The sequence below is a fragment of the Cytobacillus sp. FSL K6-0265 genome, assembly GCF_038003465.1.
GTDB classification, from domain to species: Bacteria; Bacillota; Bacilli; order Bacillales; family Cytobacillaceae; genus Cytobacillus; species Cytobacillus stercorigallinarum.
Genome location: NZ_JBBOPE010000001.1, coordinates 2,711,851 through 2,736,043, shown reverse-complemented (window position 1 = coordinate 2,736,043; position 24,193 = coordinate 2,711,851). Strand labels below are relative to the sequence as shown.

Sequence of the window (24,193 nt, the reverse complement as noted above, 5' to 3'; positions counted from 1 at the left end):
AAATGTTGCACATAGGAAACTTTTATAGATTTAGTTAAAAAAAGTGCATCTGTTAAAAAAGTCTGCATATAATCAAATAAGGAATATAAAGGGAGAGAGGTTAGACATGAAAAGATTGTTAGTTACGATGTTTAGTTTAATGGTGCTTATGCTTGCCGCTTGTTCAAGTAATGAAGCAGGAAATACTGAAAGCGATAAAGTGAAAGTAACAACGACAATTGCTCAAATAGCTGATGGGATTGAGAATATCGGTGGTGAACATGTGGAAGTAAACAGTCTTATGGGACCAGGAACAGACCCACATTTATATAAGGCAACGCAAAGTGACATTAGTCTTCTTCAAGATGCAGATATGATTTTGTATAATGGCTTGCACTTAGAAGGCAAAATGCTTGAAGTATTAGAGAAAATGGGCGAGCAAAGAACTGTTGTGGCAGTAGGCGATTCATTAGAACAATCTAACTTACTAGCTGATAAAGATAATCAAAACGCGGTAGACCCACATATTTGGTTCGATATTGATTTGTGGATGGAGGCATTGACTACAGCAAAGGATGCTTTAATTGAAGTGGATCCTGAAAATAAAGATGATTATGAAGCGAATGCAGAAGCATATTTTACAGAGCTGAGAGAATTAAAAGCATATGCTACAGAAGAAATTCAATCAATTCCAGAAGAGAAACGTGTTCTAGTCACTGCACATGACGCTTTTAATTACTTTGGTCATGCTTATGATATGGAAGTTATGGGTTTACAAGGGTTAAGTACAGACGCTGAATATGGTTTAGGGGATGTGCAACATTTAGTGGATACGATTGCTGATAGAGAAATCAATGCCGTATTTGTGGAATCAAGTATATCCGAACGTTCAATTAATGCAGTGATTGAAGGAGCGAAGGAAAAGGGTCATACAGTAAGTATAGGAGGAGAATTATACTCTGATGCTATGGGTGAAGAGGGGACTGAACTAGGTACTTATGTTGGTATGTATAAACATAATGTAGATACGATTGTCCAATCATTAAAATAAACAATGTTTTTATGTAAGTGTATATAGGAGTGATTAGAGTGACAAATCCAATAGAAATAAAAAAATTGACCGTAGCTTACGATAAAACTGCAGTATTAAAGGATATTCAATTCTCTGTACCAAAGGGGAGTTTAACTGCAATTATCGGACCGAATGGTGCTGGGAAATCCACTTTGATTAAAGCGATATTGGGCCTAATTCCTAAAGTGTCGGGTGACATTAAAATATACGGAAAACCTTACAGAGCAAAAGATCGTCTTGTTGGTTATGTGCCCCAAAGAGGATCAGTGGATTGGGATTTTCCAACAAGTGCATTGGATGTTGTCTTAATGGGGCGGTATGGCCATATCGGTTGGTTTAAACGACCAGGTAAAGAGGATATGGCACGCGCAAAAGAAAGTTTGAAGAAAGTGGGAATGGATGCTTACGCCAATAGGCAAATTAGTCAATTGTCCGGGGGACAACAGCAAAGAGTATTCTTAGCAAGAGCGCTCGTTCAAGATGCACAAGTTTACTTTATGGATGAACCCTTTGTCGGTGTGGATGCAGCGACAGAGAAAGCGATTATACAATTATTAACCGATCTTAAAGATCAAGGGAAAACGGTCATTGTTGTTCATCACGACCTACAAACAGTTGAAGAATACTTTGATCATTGTATTTTATTAAATAAAGAAGTCATAGCATCTGGTGTAACAGAAGAGGTCTTTACATTAGAACAATTACACCAAACATACGGGGGCAAGCTTGCTTTTTTAGATAAAGGAAAAGTAATGGTGGAACAAACGAGGTGACATGAGTGATGGAACAAATAGGGCAAATGCTACTAGCAGCAAATACGCAGTGGGTGTTAATTGGTACGCTTCTTCTAGGTTTAGCAAGCGGTATTTTAGGAAGTTTTGCCTTACTAAGAAAACAAAGCTTAATCGGAGATGCCGTAGCTCATGCTGCATTACCAGGAATTTGTATCGGGTTTATGTTAACAGGTGAGCGGTCACTCATCATCCTTTTAATAGGAGCGACCGTGACAGGTTTACTAGCGGCTTACTGTATTCAATACATTGCCTCCGCTTCTATTTTAAAAGAAGATACTGCCATTTGTTTAATTCTATCCACGTTTTTTGGCGTAGGTATTGTCTTATTAACAAAAGTACAGCAAATGCCTTCTGGCAATAAAAGTGGTCTAGATTCTTTTATCTTTGGTCAGGCAGCAGGAATGGTCAGTAGTGATGTGAAATTAATGGCAGGGGCTGCGGCATTATTGCTTATAGTGACTATTATTTTCTTTAAAGAATTTAAACTGATTACTTTTGATGCGGAATTTGCTAAAGGTTTAGGTTTACCGGTTAGCGCGTTGAATTTTTTATTTATGACACTTTTAGTAGCTGTTGTGGTAATCGGCATCCAGGCAGTCGGTGTCATTCTGATGGCGGCCTTATTAATTACACCTGCGATATCCGCCCGTTATTGGACGAATTCGCTTAGTAAAATGGTCATGATTTCTGGCTTATTCGGAGCGATATCAGGTGTGATTGGTACCTTAATTAGTTCACTAGATAGAGGGATTCCAACTGGCCCATTTATCGTAGTAACTGCTACGGTTATCTTTATTCTATCCATTCTGTTTGCACCAGCCCGTGGTATAATCACACTTAAAATTAAACGGAGAATGACTAATCACCAGCTTCTTCGTGAACAAGGGCAGGTGAAGTAGATGAGTTATGAAATTTGGATAATGATTGTTGCATCATTAGTAGGCATTACTTGTGGCGTAATCGGCTGTTTTCTCATTTTACGGAAGTTGGCGATGCTCGCCGATGCAATTAGTCATACGGTTTTATTAGGGATAGTGCTTGCTTTTCTAATCAGTCAATCAATGAATGGTCTTTATATGCTCATAGGTGCTGCAGTGGTTGGTTTATTTACGGCTATGCTTATACAATTTCTTAATCATAAGGGCATTCAAGAAGACGCATCCATTGGTGTGGTATTTACATTCTTTTTTGCCATTGGCGTGATACTTATCACAGTGTTTGCTGATAGTGTCCATTTAGATGTCGATCATGCCTTAATGGGCGAAATTGCCTTTGTTCCATTTGATATGGTAGAGATCGCCTTTTTACCACCGCTTCCAAAAGCATTCATCATGTTAATGAGTATACTGATATTAAATATTATTTTGATGATGTTATTTTATAAAGAACTAAAAATTACATCTTTTGATCCTGCCCTAGCTGCAGCTATTGGTATGCCAGTTATGTTTATTCATTACTTATTGATGGGCATGGTTTCAGTATCAACTGTCGCTTCATTTGATAGTGTTGGGGCCATACTTGTCGTGGCGATGTTAATCGCTCCAGGTGCTTCTGCTTATTTATTAACTAATAAGCTAAGTCATATGCTGTGTTTAAGTGCTTTCTTCGGCGTACTAGCAGCGATTAGTGGTTATTATGTAGCTACCTGGATTGACAGTTCAATCTCTGGTTCAATGGCGATGATGAGTGGGGTCCTATTCGCGCTAGTGTTTATCTTTTCACCAACAAAAGGACTATTAGGTAAAAAAATCAATCAAAAAAGATTCCGAACAAGAACCAACGCTACTTAAATCGTGTTCATATTTGATAAAGGCTGTTATATTGGATAACAGCCTTTATTTTAGTTGAAAAAGGGGTTACACGTAGGGGCATGCAATAAATCTTTTTTAGTAACCGACTTACAACATCGAACGCTTTACTTCTTGCTTTCTTCTCATTTTTTAGTAAGATAGAAACATACTATTTTGATAGAAAAGAGAGTAAGAATGAAACTAATTATTGCAGAAAAACCAGACCAAGGAGCTACACTCGCATCTGTTTTCCCCAAAAAGAAACACCAGGGCTATATCGAAATTCTTCCTAATCCGATCTTGACAGACGGTGGCTATATTACATGGGCAATCGGCCATTTATGTCAACTCTCTCCTCCTGAAGTATATCATTCAACATGGAAAAAATGGACATTAGATACACTCCCTCTTCTACCTAACCAGTTTCAGCATGAAGTCTCCAAAGATAAAATAAAGCAATTCCATGTAATTAAAAAGCTCTTATCACATCCAGCGGTGAATGAAGTCATTCATGCGGGAGATGCAGGTAGAGAAGGTGAGCTGATTATAAGAAATATATTGCGTCAAGCACAGTCAAATTTGCCAATGAAGAGATTATGGATTTCTTCATTAACGCCGAATGCCATTAAAAAAGGGTTTCAACAGTTATTAAATGAAGAAGATACAAGAAATCTTTTTTTTGAAGCATATACGAGGTCATGTGCTGATTGGATTGTTGGAATGAATGCTTCTAGATTATATACTTTATTATTACAACAAAAAGGATTCTCAGATGTGTTCTCGGTTGGGAGAGTCCAAACACCTACATTAGCATTGATTGTAAAGAAGGAGCTTGAAATTGAAGCGTTTGTTTCTGAACCTTTTTGGGAGGTAGAAGCAACCTTTGACATCACTGGAAAGAAATATAAAGGGAAATGGGAAGATAAAGGTAATAGTCGTATTATGGACAGCGCATTAGCTGAGAAAATTGCTTTGTTTTGTCAAGGGAAGGAAGCAACAATCGCAGATATAAAAAAGGAAAAGAAAGAATTTCTACCGCCTCAATTGTATAATTTGTCAGCACTTCAAGCAGAAGCGAATCGGCGTCATAAATTCTCACCTAAGAAAACACTTGATATTCTCCAAAAGTTATACCAAAAAGGATGGGTTTCTTATCCTCGTTCCGATTCAAGGCATATTACCACGGAGGAAGCAAACACATTACCACAAATTTTGGCTCGTTATGCAAAATTAAAAGATTATGAGGATTTCTTTCCATTGCCGTTTTCATCGATTGCGCAGAATAAGCGCTATGTGGATGAAAAGAAAGTCACTGACCACTATGCCATTATTCCGACTGAGCAAATTCCAGACTTTGCTAAACTTGCATCTGAGGAGAAAAAACTTTATGACCTAATTGCGAAAAGTGTCATCGCAGCTCACCATAAGAAAGCAATAATCGAGTACTCGACAATCAAAACTTTGGTTGATGAGCGAGCGATGTTTATGTCTAAAGGAAAAGTAATTGTTGATCAAGGCTATCGCCAAGTGATTTCTCCAGTTGAGAAAGATAAAGATGTGAATCTCCCCTTATTAAATAAAGGAGATAAAGGTATAACAGAAAAAACAGAAGTAAAAGAGAGTAAAACACAGCCTCCTAAACGATACACTGAAGGTCAATTAATCACATTGATGAAAACAGCAGGCAAACATATTGATGATAAAGAACTTGAACAGGTATTAACGCAGACAGAAGGACTTGGAACTGAAGCCACAAGAGCTGGCATTATTACGATGCTAAAAGATCGTGGTTATATTGATGTGAAAAAGAATATGGTCTATGCCACTTCAAAAGCAAAGATCCTCATTATTGCGGTGGGTAAAGAGATATTAGCATCTCCTGAAATGACGGCGAAATGGGAGCAACGCTTAAAGCAAATCTCTAAAGGAGAGGCATCACCTAAACAATTTATGGATCAAACGAGTCAAATGGTCCATCATTTAATTGCCGCTACGAAAGAAGCAACGAATGAATGGATATTCTCTGATGCAGACAAAGAACAATTTATCCCAAAAACCTTTAAGAAAAAGCGACAAACGCCATTAGGCAAATGTCCATTATGTGAAGGTCAAGTGGTAGACAAGGGTAAATTTTTTGGTTGCAGCAACTATCAGAAAAAGAATTGTACATTTACCTTATCTAAGAAAATTCTTGGTAAGTCAATGACACAAAAAATCGTTAAACAACTATTAAAAAGTGGTGAGACAGACGTGCTGGAAGGTTTCCAAGGGAAGGACAAATTGTTTGCCGCAGCATTGCTATGGGATAATAAGGAAAATAAAATAAAATTTAAGTTTCCAAACTAACTCTTTCCGTCTATTCCCATATCCTCCTTGTTTCAAGAGGATTCTTATAGTAATATTTTAAGTAGTGGTTTTTCATTTGCGTTATATCTACGTATGAAACCACTATCAATATGCTTTTTTTTTGATAAAGTAAGTGGCTATACTGTATGTAACAAATATCGTTTATCATAGATGTTAGCCTTTTTTGGGAGGATCCACATGCCAACACCTAGTATGGAAGATTATATAGAACAAATCTATTTGTTAATTGAAGAAAAAGGCTATGCACGCGTTTCTGATATCGCAGAAGCATTATCTGTCCACCCTTCTTCAGTCACAAAAATGGTGCAGAAATTAGATAAAGATGAATATCTCGTATATGAAAAGTATCGTGGTTTAGTATTAACGACAAAAGGAAAAAAAATAGGCAAACGTCTTGTTTATCGCCATGAGTTATTAGAGCAAATGCTTCGTATTATTGGTGTGAAAGAAGAGCATATATATGAAGATGTTGAGGGAATTGAACATCATTTAAGTTGGGATGCGATTGACCGCATTGGTGATTTAGTACAGTTTTTCGAAGAGAATGAAGATAGAGTAGAGTCACTAAGAGTTGTACAACGAAAAAATGAAGAAGAATAAAAGCGGAGTTATGGAGGGTGGATAACTCTGCTTTTTTTTATCATTTATATAGACAGAAAATTAAATTTTTTAATTCGAAATAGGTATAAAAAGGGTTAGGTGAATATTTGATGGCTGAATTTGATTGGAAAAAGGCATCGGCTACAGAATGGGATAAACGGTCGGATAGCTGGCATGAAAGATCGGCAAGTATGTGGAATGAAGGGAGCCGCAAGGAAATTATCCCACTCTTCCTCCAATATTTAAAAGCGAATAATCATGTATGTGACCTTGGGTGTGGTGATGGGATGGGGGCTTATAAGCTTTCAACACATGCAATCAAAGTGATCGGGGTCGACGTATCTGATGAAATGATAATGAAGGCAAAACGTGTGAACGACACGAATGAAAACCAATTTATCAAAGGCGATTTATCGGCACTTCCATTTGCTGACCATCATTTTGATGGTATGTTGGCAATTAATTCTATGGAATGGACGGAAGATCCGTATCATGCAATGAAAGAGGCTGTGAGAGTATTGAAGCCGGGTGGGTATGGGTGTTTTGGGATACTTGGACCAACTGCCGGGCCTAGAAACAATAGTTTTCCGAGATTACTAGGAGAAAAGGTTATTTGTAACACGATGATGCCATGGGAGTTTGAACAGCTCATGCAAGGACTTCCAATGAAAAAGGTGGCAGAGCAAGGTGTATATAAAAAAGCTGCAGAGTTATTACCTAAAGGAGGATTACCTCTTCAATTGCAGCAATCATTATCATTTATGTGGATTTTTATTTTTCAAAAGGAGTGAGCTTATGAGTAGGTACTCATTATCAGAGTTTATTGAGAAAACAGAGCAAGAAGATAGAGGTCAAGGGTTATTTGAGTTAGAAACGGATCGCTTATTAGAAGTAAACTTACAACAACAGATTTGGGCAAAAGCAGGTTCCATGATTGCCTATGAAGGCCAAATCAAATTTGTTCGCGAAGGTATTTTAGAACATGGAATTGGGAAAATGTTCAAACGTGCTTTCTCTGGGGAAAGCACAGCTCTTATGAAGGCAACAGGTAGAGGGAAACTCTATTTAGCGGACCAAGGAAAGAAGATTTCTATTATCCGTTTTCATAATGATACATTATGTGTTAGTGCCAATGATTTATTAGCGTTTGAGCCAAGTTTGAAGTGGGACGTCAAGCTGATGAGAAAAGTAGCAGGCATCGTTTCAGGTGGGCTTTTCAATATTCGCCTAGAAGGGGAGGGAATGGCTGCAATAACGACTCACTATGAACCATTAACACTAAAGGTAACGCCCGATAAACCAGTATTAACAGATCCCCATGCAACGGTCGCTTGGTCTGGCCATTTGCAACCGGAATTCGTTGCGGATGTCTCATTCAAAACATTTGTCGGCCGTGGGAGCGGGGACTCAGTACAAATGAAATTTTCAGGCGAAGGTTTTGTCGTTGTCCAACCATTTGAAGAAGGTGGCTATGTCCAGCAGAATTAGCATTTAGGGAAAAATGAAATGGTTGTTTGGCGGAATTGCCTCAAAAGAGAGACGAGCAATGAAAATGACCTAAGGGAGCAGTGCAAAAAGGAGAAACACCGTTTTTGAAAAAAACCGATCTGATAATGCTGCCATAATGTGAAATCCAGTTCCTAAGCGGAATCGCTCTATAATCGTTATATTATGCTCAATGCGGAAGTAATCAAAATTCTTTTTGAGATGGCTATTTTGACTTGTTTTTGTCAGAATCGAATCCACTCAACTTTCAACTACTCTTTCAAAATCAATTCCCGTTCACAACGTATTTAAAATAAAAAATAGCCAATCCGTATGACGCCACACGGATTGGCTATTTTTAATCCCATTCATAGGGTGTTTCTTGATAAACATAGTAATTTAACCAGTTGGAGAATAATAGATGGGCATGCGAACGCCATTTGTTTTTTGGCGCCTTGGTTGGGTCGTCATTGGGATAATAGTGATTCGGAATGGCTATGGGTAATCCTTTTGCCCGATCTCGCTCGTATTCTTCAGCAAGTGTGGTTGCTTCATATTCAAGATGACCAGTAATCATAATTTGTTTACCTTCATTGGCGCTCATAATAAAAGCACCCGCTTGAGGTGATGCAGCAAGAACTTTGACCTTGCTATGATTCTTTAATTCTTCTAATGATATATCCGTATGCCTTGAATGGGGTGCGACAAAAGTGTCATCAAACCCGCGTAATAAGTTTTCTGACCAATTTTCTACATCATGATCAAAGACACCGAAACATTTTTCTGGTAGCTCAAATTTATTAATATTGAAATGATGGTAAAGTGCTGCTTGCGCTCCCCAACAAATATGGAGTGTGCTTGTGACATTGGTTTTCGTCCAGTCCATTATTTCTTTTAACTCTTCCCAATAATCGACTTCTTCAAAGGAGAGTAATTCAATTGGGGCACCCGTAATAATCATGCCATCAAATTTTTTTTGTTTGATTTCAGAAAATGTTGAATAAAACTGCTCAAGATGTATGTGGCTTGTATTTTTCGATTGATGTGTAACGGTTTTTAACAAGGTAATATTCACTTGAAGTGGTGTATTACCCAATAACCTTAATAAATGCGTTTCTGTTTTTTCTTTTTGCGGCATGAGGTTAAGTATAAGTATGTTTAATGGGCGAATATCTTGCCCCTTAGCGCGACCTTCATCCATAATGAATATTTGTTCTTCCTCGAGAATTTCCCGTGCTGGAAGTCCTTGTGGAATGGTAATTGGCAAGCGATCATCCCCTACTGTGTGAAATTTCAATAAACTTATTATAAAGACGTTTAACTTATTGAGCAACCTTGAAACCTTAAAATTATAATTAATTTGAAAATTTCTCTTCATATATCATTATTTAGATTTAGGAAATGATACAATAGTAACGCTTGCAAGTGACAACTGGTATAGAGGAGAGGTAGAGCGATGGGGAAATATGTGAAGTCAGATATTGAAATTGCCCAAGAGACAACAATGAAACCAATTAACCAAATTGGAGAAAAGCTCGGACTTACGACCGATGATCTAGAGCATTTTGGTAAATATAAAGCGAAACTTACGGCTGAAACACTTAAAAGAGTTGAAGAAAAGAAAAATGGGAAATTAATTCTTGTTACAGCCATTAATCCCACACCTGCAGGAGAAGGAAAATCAACTGTTACTGTAGGATTAGGTGATGCATTAAGTCTGCTAGGCAAGAAGTCGATGATAGCCATGAGAGAACCATCTCTAGGCCCAACAATGGGCATTAAAGGTGGAGCGACAGGAGGCGGATATTCACAAGTCGTGCCGATGGAAGATATTAACCTTCATTTTACAGGTGATATCCATGCGATTACAACAGCAAATAATGCCTTATCTGCCTTAATCGATAATCATATCCAACAAGGAAATGATCTTGAAATTGACCAGAGAAGAATCATTTGGAAAAGAGTGATGGATTTAAATGATCGTGCGCTAAGAAATGTCATTGTTGGCCTGGGTGGTCCTGCCCAAGGTATTCCGCGCGAAGATGGCTTTGATATTACAGTTGCCTCTGAAGTAATGGCAGTTCTTTGTTTAGCAAAAGATCTAGGTGATTTGAAGAACAGACTAGGCAAAATGATTATTGCTTATAATAGGAACAAACAACCGGTTACGGTGGCTGATTTAGGTGCGGAAGGTGCCTTAACCCTGTTATTAAAAGAGGCGATAAAGCCTAATTTAGTCCAAACTTTAGCTCATACACCTGCACTTATACACGGTGGACCATTTGCGAATATTGCGCACGGTTGTAATAGTGTTATCGCGACAAATACTGCTTTGAAGTTAGCTGATTATGTTGTAACAGAAGCGGGATTTGGCGCCGACTTAGGAGCAGAGAAATTTTTACATATAAAAGCGAGAAATATGGGTGTCAGTCCTGATGCAGTTGTCATTGTGGCAACGATTCGTGCACTTAAGATGCATGGGGGCGTCGCAAAGGAAAATCTCGCTTCAGAGAACACGGCTGCACTAGCAAATGGGTTTGCTAATCTGAAAAAGCATGTTGAAACAGTTCAGAGTTTTGGATTACCGTACGTGATCGCACTTAATCGCTTTAATGGTGATTCTACAGATGAAATTGCGACTTTTAAAGAGTTATGTGAGGAGCAAAATATGCAGTGGTCTCTAACCGAAGTATGGGCAGAAGGAGGAACAGGTGGTTTACAGTTAGCAGAGAAAGTGTTAGAACAAATTGCAAAAACAGACCATTCGTTTACGCCACTTTACGATTTACATGACAGCTTAGTAGAAAAAATTGAAACAATTGCTAAAAATGTGTATGGTGCTAGTGGAGTGGAGTTTACTCCGTTGGCAAAGAAACAATTAGCCGATTTTGAACGCTTTGGCTGGTCTCATCTCCCTATTTGTATGGCTAAAACCCAATACTCATTATCCGATGATGCCACAAAATTAGGTCTTCCTTCAGACTTTACGATAACTATTAGAGAATTAAAGCCTTCTGTAGGTGCCGGTTTTATTGTGGCATTAACAGGAGCGGTGATGACAATGCCTGGGTTACCTAAAGTACCTGCGGCGATGCAAATGGATGTGGATAAAAATGGACAAGCGAAAGGATTATTTTAATCAATATAAAGGGGAATTGATACATTGTTTGACCCAATAGCTTTTGATAATATGAAGGTTGTTTTAGAGGGGCATCTCTATGATTTTGATCTAACCGGTGAAATGAAGATAATCGATCGAAATGATTGGATGAATCTAGCGAAATTTAGCCGATGCTATGACATCACTTTTACGGATACAACCGTTACTGACACTTTATCTGCTAAAATAACCTTACAGGCAAATTTGCAGCAAATCACGGCGGAGTTGCAGGCTCCGCAGCCATTTACAAATGAAGCTGGCGCTCATCTTTCCATTTCTTTCATCCTGCAGAAGCAGGATGAAAATAAGCTAGAATCAGCTTACGAGCAAGTTGTTAAACAATGGGGGAATCGCCGCACTATTCAACAACGGTTAATAAAGTTAGAGAATGAATGGACACAAGAGATAGTGGTCAAATTTGACAGATTGATAACAGAAGATCAACTAGAAGACTTACTTGATTTAATTGATCACACACAACAAACATTAATTGTATTAGATCAATATTAGAGGTTTGAGGCAATAGGTGAATGGATTCGTTACATGGCAAGGCTGAAAAGCTGAGCTTAGTAGATAAATCCACTTCCCTAATGTCTCGACCTTTTTTATATAAAAAATTGTATGAGTAAAGTTGTTAAGCATGAATATATCACGAATCGTCATTTTTCATGTTACAATTAGCTATTAGAATAGTTAATAGCCTAACCGCAAAATAGCTGGTTTAGATAGATTAATGAATGGATGGTCGAAATGAAAAATATATCTTTAGAAAATATAACAAAAACTTACGGTGAAAAAGAGCTATTTAAGCAAATAAATTTTACTATTGGCGAAAATGATCGCGTAGGCTTAATTGGAGTAAATGGAACAGGAAAGTCCTCACTGTTAAAAATCGTCGCTGGTATTGATTTGCCTGATGCTGGAGAGATTATTGCGCCTAAGGATTATTCAGTCTCCTATGCTGAACAAGAACCTAAATTAGACGAACAATTGACTATACTTGAACAAGTATTTGCAGGCGATTCTCCTTTACTCGTGCTTTTAAGAGAGTATGAGCAAGCATTAATAACTTTGCATGAACATCCAGACCATACTGAAGTACAGGAGCATCTTTTCCAATTACAAAAAAAATTAGATGCTAATAATGGCTGGGAGGCAAGTACAAACGCCAAAACGATCCTAACAAAACTAGGTATTACCGACTTTGAAAAAAAAGTTGGTGAATTGTCAGGTGGTCAAAAAAAACGGGTAGCGTTAGCGCAAACGTTGATACAAGATAGTGATCTATTAATTCTCGACGAGCCAACGAATCATCTTGATCATGAATCGGTTCAATGGCTAGAAGAGTACCTTACCCGCTACCGGGGAGCGATTCTGCTTGTAACACATGATCGCTATTTCCTTGATCGTGTGACAAACCGGATGTTTGAACTTGATGGGGGACAATTATACAGTTATAAAGGTAATTACGGAGCATTCCTTGAGGCGAAAGCGATTCGTGAGGAGAATGAAGCAGCTGTCATCGATAAACAACGGAATTTATATCGTAGAGAGTTAGAGTGGATGAGACGCGGTGCCAAGGCGCGGACAACAAAACAAAAAGCGCGAATCGATCGTTTTGATCAATTAGATGAAAAATTGACAAATATTACTTCAAGTGAAAAATTAGATATGTCTTTAAGTGGTAGTCGTTTAGGAAAGCAAGTATTTGAGTTGAAATCAGCGACGAAATATTATGGTGATTTAGCCATCCTAAAAAACTATGACTTGCTAGTGAAGCCGGTTGACCGACTAGGCATTATTGGTCAAAACGGGACAGGGAAAACAACTTTTCTAAATATTTTAGCTGGCAAGTTTCCGTTAGATCATGGTGAAAGAATCATCGGTCAGACGGTTAAAATCGCTTATTACACACAGGAAAGCGAAGAAATGGATGAAAGCAAAAGAGTAATTGAGTACTTAAAGGAAGCGGCCGAAGTAATCGAGACAACTGATGGAAAAACGATATCTGCTGCACAAATGCTTGAGCGTTTTCTGTTTCCGCCTTATATGCACGGCACATTAATTAGAAAACTATCAGGTGGGGAAAAGCGTAGGTTATATTTATTGAAAATCTTAATGACTTCACCGAATGTATTGCTTTTAGATGAGCCGACAAATAATCTTGATACACAGACGTTAACGGTGCTAGAGGATTATTTAGAAAGTTTTGCTGGTGTGGTTATAACAGTTTCACATGATCGTTATTTTCTCGATAAAGTCGCCACTCAATTACTTATATTACAAGGTAATGGAGAAATAACTAGTTATTATGGGAATTATAGTGAATACCTTGAAAAATCAAAACAAGAATCAAGTAAAAAAGCAGAAGAGAAAAAAATAGTAGAAGTAAAGGAAGAAAGTAAACCGAAAAAGAAAAAGCTTTCCTATAATGAAGCAAGAGAATGGGAGCAAATCGATGACAAAATGGAAGCGATTGAAAGTCGTTTGAAAGAAATCGATGAGGATATGAACAATATTGGTAGTGACTTCGAGAAAGCGCAACAGCTCATGGATGAACAAAAAAAGCTAAATCATGATTTAGAATATCTAATCGAACGTTGGAGTTATCTGTCTGAATGGGCAGATGCTTAATGATTGTAGATAAATGAAAGTAGACGATGATTTATGTTAGAATAATAATCATGAGAGAAGAATTAAAGTAAAGGGTGATTTCATTGATTATAAAAGCGATTGAACCTACACCAAGTCCGAATACGATGAAGGTGATTTTAGATAAAGAACTGCCTATGGGGACAAGCAATAATTACAAAATAGGTCAGGCTGAAGGCGCGCCAGAAGTCATTGTTGATATCTTAAAAATAGATGGGATTAAAGGTGTCTATCATGTTGCCGATTTTCTTGCAGTCGAACGAAATGCGAAATTCGATTGGAAAGATTTACTTCCACAAGTGAGAGCAGCCTTTGGTGAAGAAGCTGAGACTGCTGGGGGATCGGAAGTAAATGAACATTTTGGCGAAGTACAAGCTTTTGTGCAAATGTATAAGGGCATCCCAATGCAAGTGAAATTAACAGATGGGACAGAAGAAAAGCGCTTTGGCTTACCAGAACTTTATGTTAAAGCTGTAGCTGAAGCACAAGCACCTGATGATAATGTAGTTATGGTGAGAAAGTGGAAAGAACTGGGTGTGCGTTATGGTGAATTCGAACAAGTAGGGAAAGAAGTGGTGGATGAAATTTTAGCAGCATACCCAGAAGAAAGAGTGAAAACACTCATCACTGCAGCACAAAGTCCAGAATCAGAAGAAGCATTGGCACCGAGAGTACGTCTTACACTTACCCCGGATGACTTAAAAGTCGAGGACTGGCGTATACGCTATCAAAAGCTCGAACAAATGGCGGATCCTACGTTAGATGATTTAGCCGTACTTGATTTTGCTCTTCAAGATGAAAAAGCATCTGTGCGAAGATTAGCAACTGTTTATCTAGGGATGATTGAAGACGTTCAAGTGTTACCTTATCTATATAAAGCGCTAACAGATAAATCGGTCACAGTGAGAAGAACGGCGGGAGATTGTTTATCAGATCTTGGCTTCCCTGAAGCTTCTGAAAAAATGATGGAAGCATTATCTGATAAAAGCAAGCTTGTGCGCTGGCGTGCAGCAATGTTCTTATACGAAGTAGGCGATGAAAAAGCGCTTCCTGCTTTAAAAGCAGCTGAAAATGATCAAGAATTTGAAGTAAGTCTGCAAATTAAACTAGCAATTGAAAGAATTGAGCAAGGCGAAGAAGCAAAAGGATCTGTATGGAAGCAAATGACGGAATCACGAAAAAATGGATGAGTTTGAAGGACACCTGTAATCGGGTGTTCTTTTTTATTTGAGTCTGTTAGGAAAGTATTGTAAAGATGCCCTTGGAAATCCAACAGGTAGTCAGAGGAAGCTACCCGCACGAACATTATTGCCAAAAAGTTGACACCTGTAATGGACCTAGAATCTTCTGTATAGTCATGAATATCTTTTATTTGGAGTTTTCCAATTTTCTATCATTTAATTTCCCGTTAATATTTGAGAACGATAACTTTGCAATCTAGGCTTGAAATATAGTATGCTTACTGTGCAATCATTTGTAAAGGAGGGGAATATTTATGTCTATGGCTTATGAAGAGTATATGAAACAAGTTGTGAAGCCGATGAGAGCTGAGCTTGTACAGGCCGGTTTTAGCGAACTAACAACTGAAGAAGAAGTAAACGACTATATGGAGCAAGCAGAAGGTACAACATTAGTTGTCGTGAATTCTGTTTGTGGCTGTGCAGCAGGATTAGCAAGACCAGCAGTAACTCAGGCGGTATTAAATGCCGAGAAAAAACCAGACAACTTAGTGACGGTTTTCGCTGGTCAAGATAAAGATGCAACAGCAAAAATGCGTGAATATTTCACAGGTATTGAGCCTTCTTCTCCATCTATGGCCCTTCTTAAAGGGAAAGAAGTGGTACATTTTATTCCACGTCATGATATTGAAGATCACTCTATGGAAGAAATCATGCACAATTTATTAGCAGCGTTTGATAATAAATTATAAAAAGCATCACACGATAAAAAAGATTGAATGCAGCAGTTAGGAGCACTCTAATCCTGACTGTTGCTTTTTATTTTACTAAAATAAGTAGGTGGTTTGATGTTTGTTACGACATCAGCAAGGACAAATCCAAACGAAACCAATAAGGCAGAACAGGTAGCAACAACGCTCAACCTCCCCTTCATACATAGAAGTAAAAGAACAATTAAGAGTATGGTCAATCAATATGAAATGAACGGAATTGTCGTTGGAAAAGAGCGAATGGAACTATATAAAATCGGTGAGGAAAACCCTTTTTTCTTTCATCCTAGTTCCGCGATGTTTCGTCTGAAGCGTTTGCAAAAAGGGGAACATGACCCTTTTGTAGACATTTGTCAACTAAAAGCGGGATCTTCATTCCTTGATTGTACACTTGGGCTCGCATCAGATAGCATTGTGGCAAGTTATACTGTAGGAGAGACAGGGAAGGTAATTGGGTTAGAAGCAAGTAAGGTGATAGCGTATTTGGTTGGTCAAGGTCTCAAAGAATGGCCAAACGATCATGCAGTCATGAAAAGCAGTATGGAAAGAATCGAAGTCGTTCATACTTTAGCCATTGATTACTTGAAATCCTTACCTGATGCTTCCTTTGATGTTGTCTATATTGACCCCATGTTTGAAACAACCATAAAAGAATCGACAAATATCAATGCATTACACTCGATTACCTACAAAGGTGATTTGACTGAGGAAATGATCAATGAGGCGAAGCGCGTGACTAAAGAGAGAGTGATATTGAAGGATCATTTCCGTAGTGAAAGATTCCAAGCCTTTGCTTTTCAGCAAATCAAACGAAAATCAGCGAAATTCCATTACGGTGTGTGGGAAAAAAGATAAAGGGATTGCTGTTGCCTTCCTAATGGCTACAGCAATCAAACACTAAAGGCCATCTTTTTTTTTAATCAGTGATGCACATATAAACAAAGTAAGCAAGTAATACTAACCCGCCAACAAGCGCAATCCAGCTTGAATCCATTATGTATCTTCCCCCTTCTTATTGTCTTATTTGTATATATCCCCCAAAAAAGCAGCAATTAATCATGAACAAATGCCCAAAAAGTGATAAAATATGGTAGAATAGAAGAAAAATTTTGTGAGGCAATGAACATGAATATTCAAGTAGCAGCAAGAATGGAGCAATTCCAAGAGAGTATTTTTTCGGAATTAGCTGAAATCAAGCAACAGAAACTAGCAGAAGGCATAGAAATGATAGATTTAAGTGTCGGTAGTCCTGATTTGCCACCACCCCCATTTATAACAAAGATCATCGGCGAAATGGCAAGTGATCCAAAACTTTATGGGTACACATTAAAAGGGATTACGGAGTTTCACGAGGCAGTGGCGAAGTATTACAGTAGAAAATACGATGTAAGCCTTGATGCAAAAGAACAAACAATGTTATTGATGGGCTCACAAGATGGTTTGGTCCATTTACCAATGGTGCTTTGTAACCCTGGTGATATCGTACTCGTCCCAGACCCAGGTTATACAGCGTACGAAGCGGGTGTTAATCTAGCAGGGGGACAAATGTACCGCATGCCATTAAAAGAAGAAAATGGTTTTTTACCTTCTTTCTGTGAGATTCCAAAAGAAGTTAGTAAAAAAGCGAAGTTAATGATTCTAAATTATCCAGGGAACCCCGTTCCTGCCCTGGCAACAAAAGAATTCTTTGAACAAGCCATCGACTATGCGAAAAAAAATGAAATTGTCATTCTCCACGATTTTGCTTACTCTGAATTATATTTTGAAGAGGCGCCAATTAGTTTTTTATCAGTTGATGGTGCAATGGATGTAGGCATTGAAATGAACTCGTTATCTAAAAGCTTTAATATGGCAGGTTGTCGTGTGGCTTATGCTGCAGGAAATCGTAAAGTTATTTCTCTATTAAGTAACCTAAAGTCTAACCTTGACTATGGCGTTTTTTATCCTATTCAAATGGCTGCTGTACAGGCATTGGCTGATGATTCATCTTTTCTTGATGATCTGAGAGCGGTTTATCGAAAGAGAAGAGATTTATTTATTGATGGATTACGAGAAGTAGGTTGGGATGTTGCCTTGCCAAAAGGGTCGATGTTTGTATGGGGAAAATTACCCGCTGGCATGAAGTCTAAACCATTCGCGCTTGAATTAATTGAAAAAGCAGGTGTCGTTGTAACACCTGGAATTGCCTTTGGTGAATGGGGTGAAGGGTATGTGCGCATGGGGATTGTCCAACCAGAAGAAACATTACTAGAGGTTGTTTCTCGTATTGAGAATAGTGGCATTTTTAAATAAATAATAAAAGTCATCTGAGGAGGAGATACACTTGCCGAGTTGGTTAAGAAAATCATTAGTGGTTATGGTGACAATTCTTACATTTGGATTGGTGACACCAACGAGTTTATTACCTGTTCAGCATGAAGAAGATAAGACACCAAGAAAAGCAGTTTTAGCTGAGAGCCTACCAGATATAAGTGGAGACGAAGCTTCACAAGTTTCGAGGGAGGATTTTATAAAGGAAATGGTTCACTCCGCGGAAAAGCATTCTTTCGAAAAGTTTGGCGAAAAAATTAAACCGGTCATTGAATCAGAATTTCAAATCGTGATTCTACCTAATATAGAAAAGGCGATTGCAGAAGTAGCTGAGCAGTATACAGAGGAGAATCTGCATCATTTGAGTATTACTGAAACGGCTTCTGCGGGCGTTTCAGAACGGATTTTTCATATAGCAGATGAGGCCAAACAGAAAGATGTCATTCGTTTTCATGTCAGAAGAGATCATCCGCCGCAACAAGGTTATTGGTTTAATTTCCATTATCATACTGCATATGATCAATTTCAAACTCACCATGAACTCGGATCCATCTATTGGGATAAAAATACCCCGCCAAAATGGATGAGTTAATTTCGAAAATTGAAACTTTTCTAGTGCATATTCGTATATACTAGGTGAGGAACAATAGTACATAAAGTTGATCAGGAGGAAAAATTCACTATGGAAATTATCGATGGAATTCTACATACCTATTCAAGTTTCTTTGATTGGGATATGTGGGTTGAGGCATTATCTAGACCAGATGCATGGGTGCTGATTGGCACATTGGTCATTTTAGAAGGGTTGCTTTCAGCGGATAATGCGCTTGTCTTAGCAGTAATGGTTAAGCACCTGCCACCAAAACAACGGAAAAGGGCCCTTTTTTATGGTTTGCTTGGCGCTTATTTCTTCCGTTTTTTAGCGATAGGTGTAGGTGTATTTTTAATTGAGTTTTGGTGGATAAAAGTATTAGGAGCCGGATACTTAGGCTGGTTAGCCATTAAATATTTCATCGACAAAAAGAAAGCAGAAGAAGCAGAAGATGAAAAAGCGTTGGAAGGAATCAATCAACGAGGTTTATTAATTCGTCTGTTTGGCACATTCTGGGGAACCGTTATTGCCGTTGAATTAATGGATATTGCTTTTTCAATTGATAGCATTTTAGCAGCATTAGGTGTAAGTCAAGAAATATGGGTACTTCTTGTCGGTGGTATGTTAGGTATCATTATGATGAGGGGTGTTGCAGGGGTGTTCTTAAAATTAATTGACCGTGTCCCTGAACTTGAAACAAGCTCTTATATTCTTATTCTATTAATCTCTTTAAAGATGTTGTTAAGTGCAGCAGGTATTCACATTGATCATATGTATTTCTTTGGCGTACTTGTAATTGTTTTTGCGATTACTTTTATTGTACACGCGAAGAGAAAACGTACTGAAGCAGCAGGCTCATAAGTAGAAGGGATGAATGGCTTCATCCCTTTTTTTACTCCATCAACCTCTTCCAATATCTTATAATAATTGCATATATTTCATGGTCCCCACCTTAAAATTTTCTACTATTTAATAAAAGGAGTTGGCATATGAGGTTATTTACAGATTTATCTCAAGCTGCACTAGATCAGTACTTTTTTAAAGAACCGACGACATTTAATAAATACACAACGAAGAATGAGCTCGCATATGCATTAGCAGCCACGCTTTATATGCCTGCCACACGTCCTGCTATCCATCAAGATTTGATTAATAAAAAGCATGCTGGTCTAACGTCAGTTGTCATTTGCTTGGAAGATAGTATTGGTGATCTGGAAGTGGAAGTAGCGGAAAAGGAATTACAGCATTCACTACATAAACTTCGACAAGATATTTCTAGAGGCTTTATTACATTAGAAGAATTGCCATTGCTTTTTATTCGCATAAGAAATAATGAACAGTTAGTGCGGTTAATTACTTTATTTAAAGATGAATGGCAGTTGCTAACAGGTATTGTCATTCCAAAATTCTCTTCAAGCAATGGTGAAGAAATGCTGCAACAAGTGAGTGATTTACGAAATAGTGGTCATGAATTATATGCGATGCCAATCCTTGAAACGAAAGAAGTTCTATTTAAAGAAACAAGAATGGAAGAGTTACAAAAACTAAAGGGAATATTCGATAAGTACGCTCACTTAATTTTGAATATCCGGATTGGGGCGACAGATTTTTGTGGGTTATTAGGAATAAGAAGAAACACTTCCACTTCATTGTATGATATTGCTGTCTTGAGAGATTGTATAGCAGACATTATGAACTTTTTCCAAAGGGCACCTAAAACTTACTTGCTCTCTGGACCTGTTTGGGAGCATTTTGTTTCTAAAGAACAAGTCAATATATTAAGTAATCAAACGGAGCAACTGATGGATTCTTCGTCTTTTATGAACAAACTGCCGAAAGAAATGAAAGGGTTTATAGCAGAAATATTGCTCGATATTAGTAATGGTATCATCGGAAAAACGATTATTCATCCCACGCAAATTACGCCGGTTCAAGCTTTAAACACTGTGACTTATGAAGAATATAATGATGCAATAGATATATTAAATCATGCAAACGGTGCCCATGGTGTGATGAAAAGTGCGAGTCAGAACAAAATGAACGAAATGAAGCCCCATTATTATTGGGCAAAAAATATTGAGTTAAAATCAAGAGTTTACGGAGTGCTAAATGAACGATACAACACAATTGATTTCTTCCAACACTTATCACATGATAGACGTGATCGAGCCCATGCAGGTGAAGCTAAATATCAATTATAATCCTTACCATTTTAATTTCAATGAATTATTTCAGATGGCAGCAAGAAAGAATAAAAAAAGATCCTTTTTATTCGTAAGTAAAGTGTTAGGCAAGCATCTGCCTATCTCGCCGACAAAAGGATTAGCAACCGGAATGTTATTAGCAGAAAGCTACCTTAAGGAAGTGGAAGGGAAAAACCTTTCACCTTCATCACCATTTGTGGATGTACTGAAAGATAAGCAAATGAAATTTAGTGACAGGGCATTTATTGGCGATCAATATTCCCCCATCATTATTGGTTTTGCAGAAACTGCGACCGCACTCGGCCAAGCATTCTTCCAAGCGTTTACGAATGCCGATTATTTTCATACCACGAGAGAAGATCTTCTAAACATTGAATCGATCATTCATTTTGAGGAAGAGCATTCACACGCTACTTCTCATCGTTGTTATATCGATGCCCATTTGTTGCAAAATAGTCGGGAAATTATATTAGTAGATGATGAGGTGACGACTGGAAAGACTGCTCGAAATATTATCACATCATTGCATGAAAAGTTTCCGAGGAGAAATTATACCGTCGTTTCTATTCTTGATTGGAGAGATGAGGCCAACAAGAATGCATTTATTGAATTAGAGGAAGCACTAGATATCACTATACGCCATATATCCCTTCTAGCTGGCGAAGTTGAAGTAGATGGGAATCCAGTTATTAAGGAAGAAGAAAGTGTAGACCTTTACCATCCATCTTCAGAAATTAATGAAATTTACATAGAAAAAGAATACCCTATGCTGTTTGCTTCTAAGTATTATCCTACGGCAAATCAAAAAACTCCCTTCAACACTGTTCCTTATATTTCAGAAAGTGGTCGATTTGGGTTAGATAGTAACGAGAATCATTTATTAAATGCAAAAGCAGAGAAGGTTGCAACCTTTCTTAATCAAAGGAGTAAGGGTAAACATATTTTATGTATCGGTACAGGTGAGTTTATGTATTTGCCAATGAAAATAGCTAGCTTAATGGCTGGGAGTGTTAAGTATCAAAGTACAACCCGTAGCCCTATTCATGTCCAAAATAAATCATCCTATGGCGCACGCTTTGGTATGACTTTTCCTAGCCCTGAAGTAGAAGAAGTGATGAATTATATTTATAATATTCCACCGCAAACATATGATGAAGTATTTATCTTTTTTGAAAGATTAGTAGATGCACAGGTTTTAAGCAAGTTTTTACAACAGTTAAAGATTCCTAGTATTCAAGTCGTCTTTTTGAAAGGAGTGAGGTGATTTGACTATTGTCGCCAGACAGCCCATGTTTGGGTCATATAACCGAAGAGAGGTAACCTTTCTTTTAAAGGATTTAAGTCATATCCGTTTAGAGGATACAACAGAAAAGAGAGAACAAGCCATTCAATCAGGTGCTCATTATAGTGAAACATTACCAATAGAATACGTACCACCAAAAGCGTATATCGATCTTTTTTTTCGTTCTTTAGACGATTTTAAAGAGAAAGTGGCTTTAAACATAGCTGTTGTTGCAGAACAGATTTATGCAGCTAAACGCCAACAGACAGTGTTGGTTTCACTAGCGAGAGCAGGTACACCAATAGGCATTTTAATTAAAAGGTATTTGTTTTTTAAATACCAAGTAGATTTGCCACATTACAGTATATCTATTATTCGCGATAGAGGAATCGATGTAAATGCCCTTCATTATATTTTAGAGAAACATTCAACAGGGATCATCCAATTCGTAGACGGTTGGACAGGGAAAGGCGCCATTTCGATAGAATTAACGAAGGCATGCCACTTATTCTTTCATAAATATGGGGTGGAAATTGATGATACGTTGGCTGTCTTAGCCGACCCTGGCCATTGCACAACCATGTTTGGAACGAGAGAAGACTTTTTAATACCGAGCGCTTGCTTAAATTCGACTGTCTCTGGACTAATCAGCAGAACGGTTTTAAACGATCAATGGATTGGCGACAAGGATTTTCATGGGGCGAAATTTTATCATCATCTATTAGATGAAGATTTATCAAACATCTATTTAGACAAGATCACTCAGCAATTTCAAAAGGTTGTTTCTATAGCAAATCACGAAGCAAGGAAAATGATAGATGAAAATTACGAAGCAACCTTTTCAGGTATGAATGAAATACTGAGCATCCAAAAGGAGTTCGGTATTGAATCTTCCCATTTCGTTAAACCGGGTGTAGGTGAAACGACGAGGGTAGCTTTAAGACGGGTACCGTGGAAAATACTGATTAAAGATGAAAACAGTCCTTATTTAAAACATTTGTTTGCCCTTGCAAAGGAAAGAAAGATTGAATTGGTTCATTATCCACAAATGAGCTATACATGTTGTGGGCTAATTAAGAAGGTTGCTCAATGATGAGAGATATATTTGCCTCAGATTTAGATCGAACATTAATCTATTCAGAAACAGCGATAACGCAATTGGAAACAACCCCAAGTAAAACTGCGACTGTTATCGAATATAAAAATAATAAACCTTTATCTGTGATGAGTGATCATGCCATTAAGTTATTACAACAAATTCGCAATTATCTTTTGTTCGTACCAATTACGACACGAACACTGCAACAATTTGAGCGGATTCAACTTCCTTTCAACCATCGTTATGCAGTTGTTGCCAATGGTGCACAAATTCTATATAACGGTAAGCCTTTGCTTGAATGGGAAGAAAGAATCAAACGAGAAGTCCGTGATAAAAGTGGAAAGAAAGACGAATTATTGAGTCATCTCTTCCATTTTAAGATTCAGGGTAGGTTGCGCGAGGCAGATGGCTGGTTCTTCTACTATGTGCTAATGGAGACTTTGTCAGATTGCCAATTAGCTAAAATACGCTTAACTGCAGAAGGGCTTGGATGGCGTATTTCTTTGCAAGGTAGGAAGTTATATTTTATGCCAAATCCGATAAGTAAAGGTAGGGCACTTCAGTACATCGTAGAAAAAGAAGGGGCCCAATATTTATTCGGAGCAGGAGATTCATTATTGGATTATGACTTTTTACAGATTTGTGATCAATCATTTGTTCCTGCTCATGGAGAACTAGCGCAACATCTAAAGAATTCTTCCCATTGGTTAACGAAGGAAAAAGGGATGCTAGCAACAGAAGAATTTCTTACTAAAATACTTCAGACAGTCACTAATCCTGAGGATCAGACAGGCGAAAGATCCGATTTACGACAAAAAATACAATCAATCCAGCCGTTATAAAGAAAATAAAGATCATG

General features: G+C 37.8%; 22 protein-coding genes. 21 read left to right on the top strand and 1 reads right to left on the bottom strand.

Annotated features, from left to right (window positions below; all coding sequences use genetic code 11):
* The first annotated feature begins 106 nt into the window (after positions 1 to 106).
* The 8 genes from MHH73_RS13775 (at position 107) to MHH73_RS13740 (ending at position 8,090) form a co-directional block, all read left to right on the top strand.
* The gene (locus tag MHH73_RS13775) at positions 107 to 1,030 is read left to right on the top strand and encodes a metal ABC transporter solute-binding protein, Zn/Mn family (protein ID WP_191811021.1); all 924 of its coding nucleotides are present in this window, start codon (positions 107 to 109) and stop codon (positions 1,028 to 1,030) included.
* A gap of 38 nt (positions 1,031 to 1,068) precedes the next feature.
* Positions 1,069 to 1,824 carry a metal ABC transporter ATP-binding protein gene (locus MHH73_RS13770; protein WP_341067518.1) on the top strand — a complete coding sequence of 252 codons (756 nt, stop codon included), beginning with the start codon at positions 1,069 to 1,071 and terminating at the stop codon, positions 1,822 to 1,824.
* A gap of 8 nt (positions 1,825 to 1,832) precedes the next feature.
* Positions 1,833 to 2,744, top strand: a complete 912-nt coding sequence (locus MHH73_RS13765) for a metal ABC transporter permease (protein WP_341067515.1) — start codon at positions 1,833 to 1,835, stop codon at positions 2,742 to 2,744.
* Complete coding sequence (locus tag MHH73_RS13760; protein ID WP_191811027.1) at positions 2,745 to 3,635, top strand: metal ABC transporter permease; 891 nt, start codon at positions 2,745 to 2,747, stop codon at positions 3,633 to 3,635.
* A 195-nt stretch (positions 3,636 to 3,830) separates the two neighbouring features.
* Positions 3,831 to 5,981 (top strand): DNA topoisomerase III, encoded by a 2,151-nt coding sequence (locus MHH73_RS13755; protein WP_341067511.1) that lies wholly within the window; start codon positions 3,831 to 3,833, stop codon positions 5,979 to 5,981.
* A gap of 198 nt (positions 5,982 to 6,179) precedes the next feature.
* Complete coding sequence (gene mntR, locus MHH73_RS13750; protein ID WP_191811031.1) at positions 6,180 to 6,602, top strand: transcriptional regulator MntR; 423 nt, start codon at positions 6,180 to 6,182, stop codon at positions 6,600 to 6,602.
* Positions 6,603 to 6,712: 110 nt separating this feature from the next.
* Complete coding sequence (locus MHH73_RS13745) at positions 6,713 to 7,393, top strand: class I SAM-dependent methyltransferase (RefSeq protein WP_341067508.1); 681 nt, start codon at positions 6,713 to 6,715, stop codon at positions 7,391 to 7,393.
* Between the two features lie 4 nt (positions 7,394 to 7,397).
* On the top strand, positions 7,398 to 8,090 hold the full coding sequence (locus MHH73_RS13740; protein ID WP_341067505.1) for an AIM24 family protein: 693 nt from the start codon (positions 7,398 to 7,400) through the stop codon (positions 8,088 to 8,090).
* A gap of 355 nt (positions 8,091 to 8,445) precedes the next feature.
* Here MHH73_RS13740 and metA read toward each other — a convergent pair whose 3' ends face one another.
* Positions 8,446 to 9,354, bottom strand: coding sequence for a homoserine O-acetyltransferase MetA (metA, locus tag MHH73_RS13735; RefSeq protein ID WP_191811037.1), 909 nt, complete (start codon positions 9,352 to 9,354; stop codon positions 8,446 to 8,448).
* 189 nt (positions 9,355 to 9,543) lie between these two features.
* Between metA and MHH73_RS13730 the strand changes: the two genes are divergently transcribed.
* From MHH73_RS13730 to MHH73_RS13670, 13 genes are all read left to right on the top strand, one after another.
* Entirely contained in the window at positions 9,544 to 11,226 is a 1,683-nt protein-coding gene (locus MHH73_RS13730) for a formate--tetrahydrofolate ligase (RefSeq protein ID WP_341067500.1), read from the top strand.
* Between the two features lie 24 nt (positions 11,227 to 11,250).
* Positions 11,251 to 11,757 carry a hypothetical protein gene (locus MHH73_RS13725; protein ID WP_341067497.1) on the top strand — a complete coding sequence of 169 codons (507 nt, stop codon included), beginning with the start codon at positions 11,251 to 11,253 and terminating at the stop codon, positions 11,755 to 11,757.
* Positions 11,758 to 11,997: 240 nt separating this feature from the next.
* On the top strand, positions 11,998 to 13,881 hold the full coding sequence (locus MHH73_RS13720) for an ABC-F family ATP-binding cassette domain-containing protein (protein ID WP_341067494.1): 1,884 nt from the start codon (positions 11,998 to 12,000) through the stop codon (positions 13,879 to 13,881).
* Positions 13,882 to 13,964: 83 nt separating this feature from the next.
* Positions 13,965 to 15,089, top strand: coding sequence for a conserved virulence factor C family protein (locus MHH73_RS13715; protein ID WP_341067491.1), 1,125 nt, complete (start codon positions 13,965 to 13,967; stop codon positions 15,087 to 15,089).
* Between the two features lie 305 nt (positions 15,090 to 15,394).
* Positions 15,395 to 15,829: a BrxA/BrxB family bacilliredoxin gene (locus MHH73_RS13710; RefSeq protein WP_095372850.1), complete on the top strand. Its 435-nt coding sequence runs from the start codon at positions 15,395 to 15,397 to the stop codon at positions 15,827 to 15,829.
* A 96-nt stretch (positions 15,830 to 15,925) separates the two neighbouring features.
* Entirely contained in the window at positions 15,926 to 16,702 is a 777-nt protein-coding gene (locus MHH73_RS13705; RefSeq protein WP_341067489.1) for a class I SAM-dependent methyltransferase, read from the top strand.
* A gap of 270 nt (positions 16,703 to 16,972) precedes the next feature.
* Complete coding sequence (locus tag MHH73_RS13700; protein ID WP_191811050.1) at positions 16,973 to 18,139, top strand: LL-diaminopimelate aminotransferase; 1,167 nt, start codon at positions 16,973 to 16,975, stop codon at positions 18,137 to 18,139.
* Positions 18,140 to 18,164: 25 nt separating this feature from the next.
* Positions 18,165 to 18,749: a YpjP family protein gene (locus MHH73_RS13695; protein WP_445662546.1), complete on the top strand. Its 585-nt coding sequence runs from the start codon at positions 18,165 to 18,167 to the stop codon at positions 18,747 to 18,749.
* 90 nt (positions 18,750 to 18,839) lie between these two features.
* Positions 18,840 to 19,610 (top strand): TerC family protein, encoded by a 771-nt coding sequence (locus MHH73_RS13690; protein ID WP_191811052.1) that lies wholly within the window; start codon positions 18,840 to 18,842, stop codon positions 19,608 to 19,610.
* 128 nt (positions 19,611 to 19,738) lie between these two features.
* Positions 19,739 to 20,950, top strand: a complete 1,212-nt coding sequence (locus tag MHH73_RS13685) for an HpcH/HpaI aldolase/citrate lyase family protein (protein WP_341067484.1) — start codon at positions 19,739 to 19,741, stop codon at positions 20,948 to 20,950.
* A complete protein-coding gene (locus MHH73_RS13680) occupies positions 20,859 to 22,217 on the top strand; it encodes a phosphoribosyltransferase family protein (protein WP_341067481.1) in 1,359 nt (452 codons plus the stop codon). Before MHH73_RS13685 ends, MHH73_RS13680 begins: the two co-directional genes overlap by 92 nt.
* Before the next feature lie 25 nt (positions 22,218 to 22,242).
* Complete coding sequence (locus tag MHH73_RS13675) at positions 22,243 to 23,328, top strand: cysteine protease StiP family protein (RefSeq protein WP_341069770.1); 1,086 nt, start codon at positions 22,243 to 22,245, stop codon at positions 23,326 to 23,328.
* The gene (locus MHH73_RS13670) at positions 23,325 to 24,176 is read left to right on the top strand and encodes an HAD family hydrolase (protein ID WP_341067479.1); all 852 of its coding nucleotides are present in this window, start codon (positions 23,325 to 23,327) and stop codon (positions 24,174 to 24,176) included. Before MHH73_RS13675 ends, MHH73_RS13670 begins: the two co-directional genes overlap by 4 nt.
* Positions 24,177 to 24,193 lie beyond the last annotated feature (17 nt).

Bases quoted from the DNA above. Each gene is read 5' to 3' on its own strand.
- MHH73_RS13685 (WP_341067484.1), top strand. From the start codon at position 19,739: ATGAGGTTATTTACAGATTTATCTCAAGCTGCACTAGATCAGTACTTT.
- MHH73_RS13680 (WP_341067481.1), top strand. From the start codon at position 20,859: ATGAACGATACAACACAATTGATTTCTTCCAACACTTATCACATGATA.
- MHH73_RS13730 (WP_341067500.1), top strand. From the start codon at position 9,544: ATGGGGAAATATGTGAAGTCAGATATTGAAATTGCCCAAGAGACAACA.
- MHH73_RS13755 (WP_341067511.1), top strand. From the start codon at position 3,831: ATGAAACTAATTATTGCAGAAAAACCAGACCAAGGAGCTACACTCGCA.
- MHH73_RS13670 (WP_341067479.1), top strand. From the start codon at position 23,325: ATGATGAGAGATATATTTGCCTCAGATTTAGATCGAACATTAATCTAT.
- MHH73_RS13775 (WP_191811021.1), top strand. From the start codon at position 107: ATGAAAAGATTGTTAGTTACGATGTTTAGTTTAATGGTGCTTATGCTT.
- MHH73_RS13690 (WP_191811052.1), top strand. From the start codon at position 18,840: ATGGAAATTATCGATGGAATTCTACATACCTATTCAAGTTTCTTTGAT.
- mntR (WP_191811031.1), top strand. From the start codon at position 6,180: ATGCCAACACCTAGTATGGAAGATTATATAGAACAAATCTATTTGTTA.
- MHH73_RS13760 (WP_191811027.1), top strand. From the start codon at position 2,745: ATGAGTTATGAAATTTGGATAATGATTGTTGCATCATTAGTAGGCATT.
- MHH73_RS13675 (WP_341069770.1), top strand. From the start codon at position 22,243: ATGTTTGGGTCATATAACCGAAGAGAGGTAACCTTTCTTTTAAAGGAT.
- MHH73_RS13700 (WP_191811050.1), top strand. From the start codon at position 16,973: ATGAATATTCAAGTAGCAGCAAGAATGGAGCAATTCCAAGAGAGTATT.
- MHH73_RS13740 (WP_341067505.1), top strand. From the start codon at position 7,398: ATGAGTAGGTACTCATTATCAGAGTTTATTGAGAAAACAGAGCAAGAA.
- MHH73_RS13710 (WP_095372850.1), top strand. From the start codon at position 15,395: ATGTCTATGGCTTATGAAGAGTATATGAAACAAGTTGTGAAGCCGATG.
- MHH73_RS13765 (WP_341067515.1), top strand. From the start codon at position 1,833: ATGGAACAAATAGGGCAAATGCTACTAGCAGCAAATACGCAGTGGGTG.
- MHH73_RS13705 (WP_341067489.1), top strand. From the start codon at position 15,926: ATGTTTGTTACGACATCAGCAAGGACAAATCCAAACGAAACCAATAAG.
- MHH73_RS13745 (WP_341067508.1), top strand. From the start codon at position 6,713: ATGGCTGAATTTGATTGGAAAAAGGCATCGGCTACAGAATGGGATAAA.
- MHH73_RS13720 (WP_341067494.1), top strand. From the start codon at position 11,998: ATGAAAAATATATCTTTAGAAAATATAACAAAAACTTACGGTGAAAAA.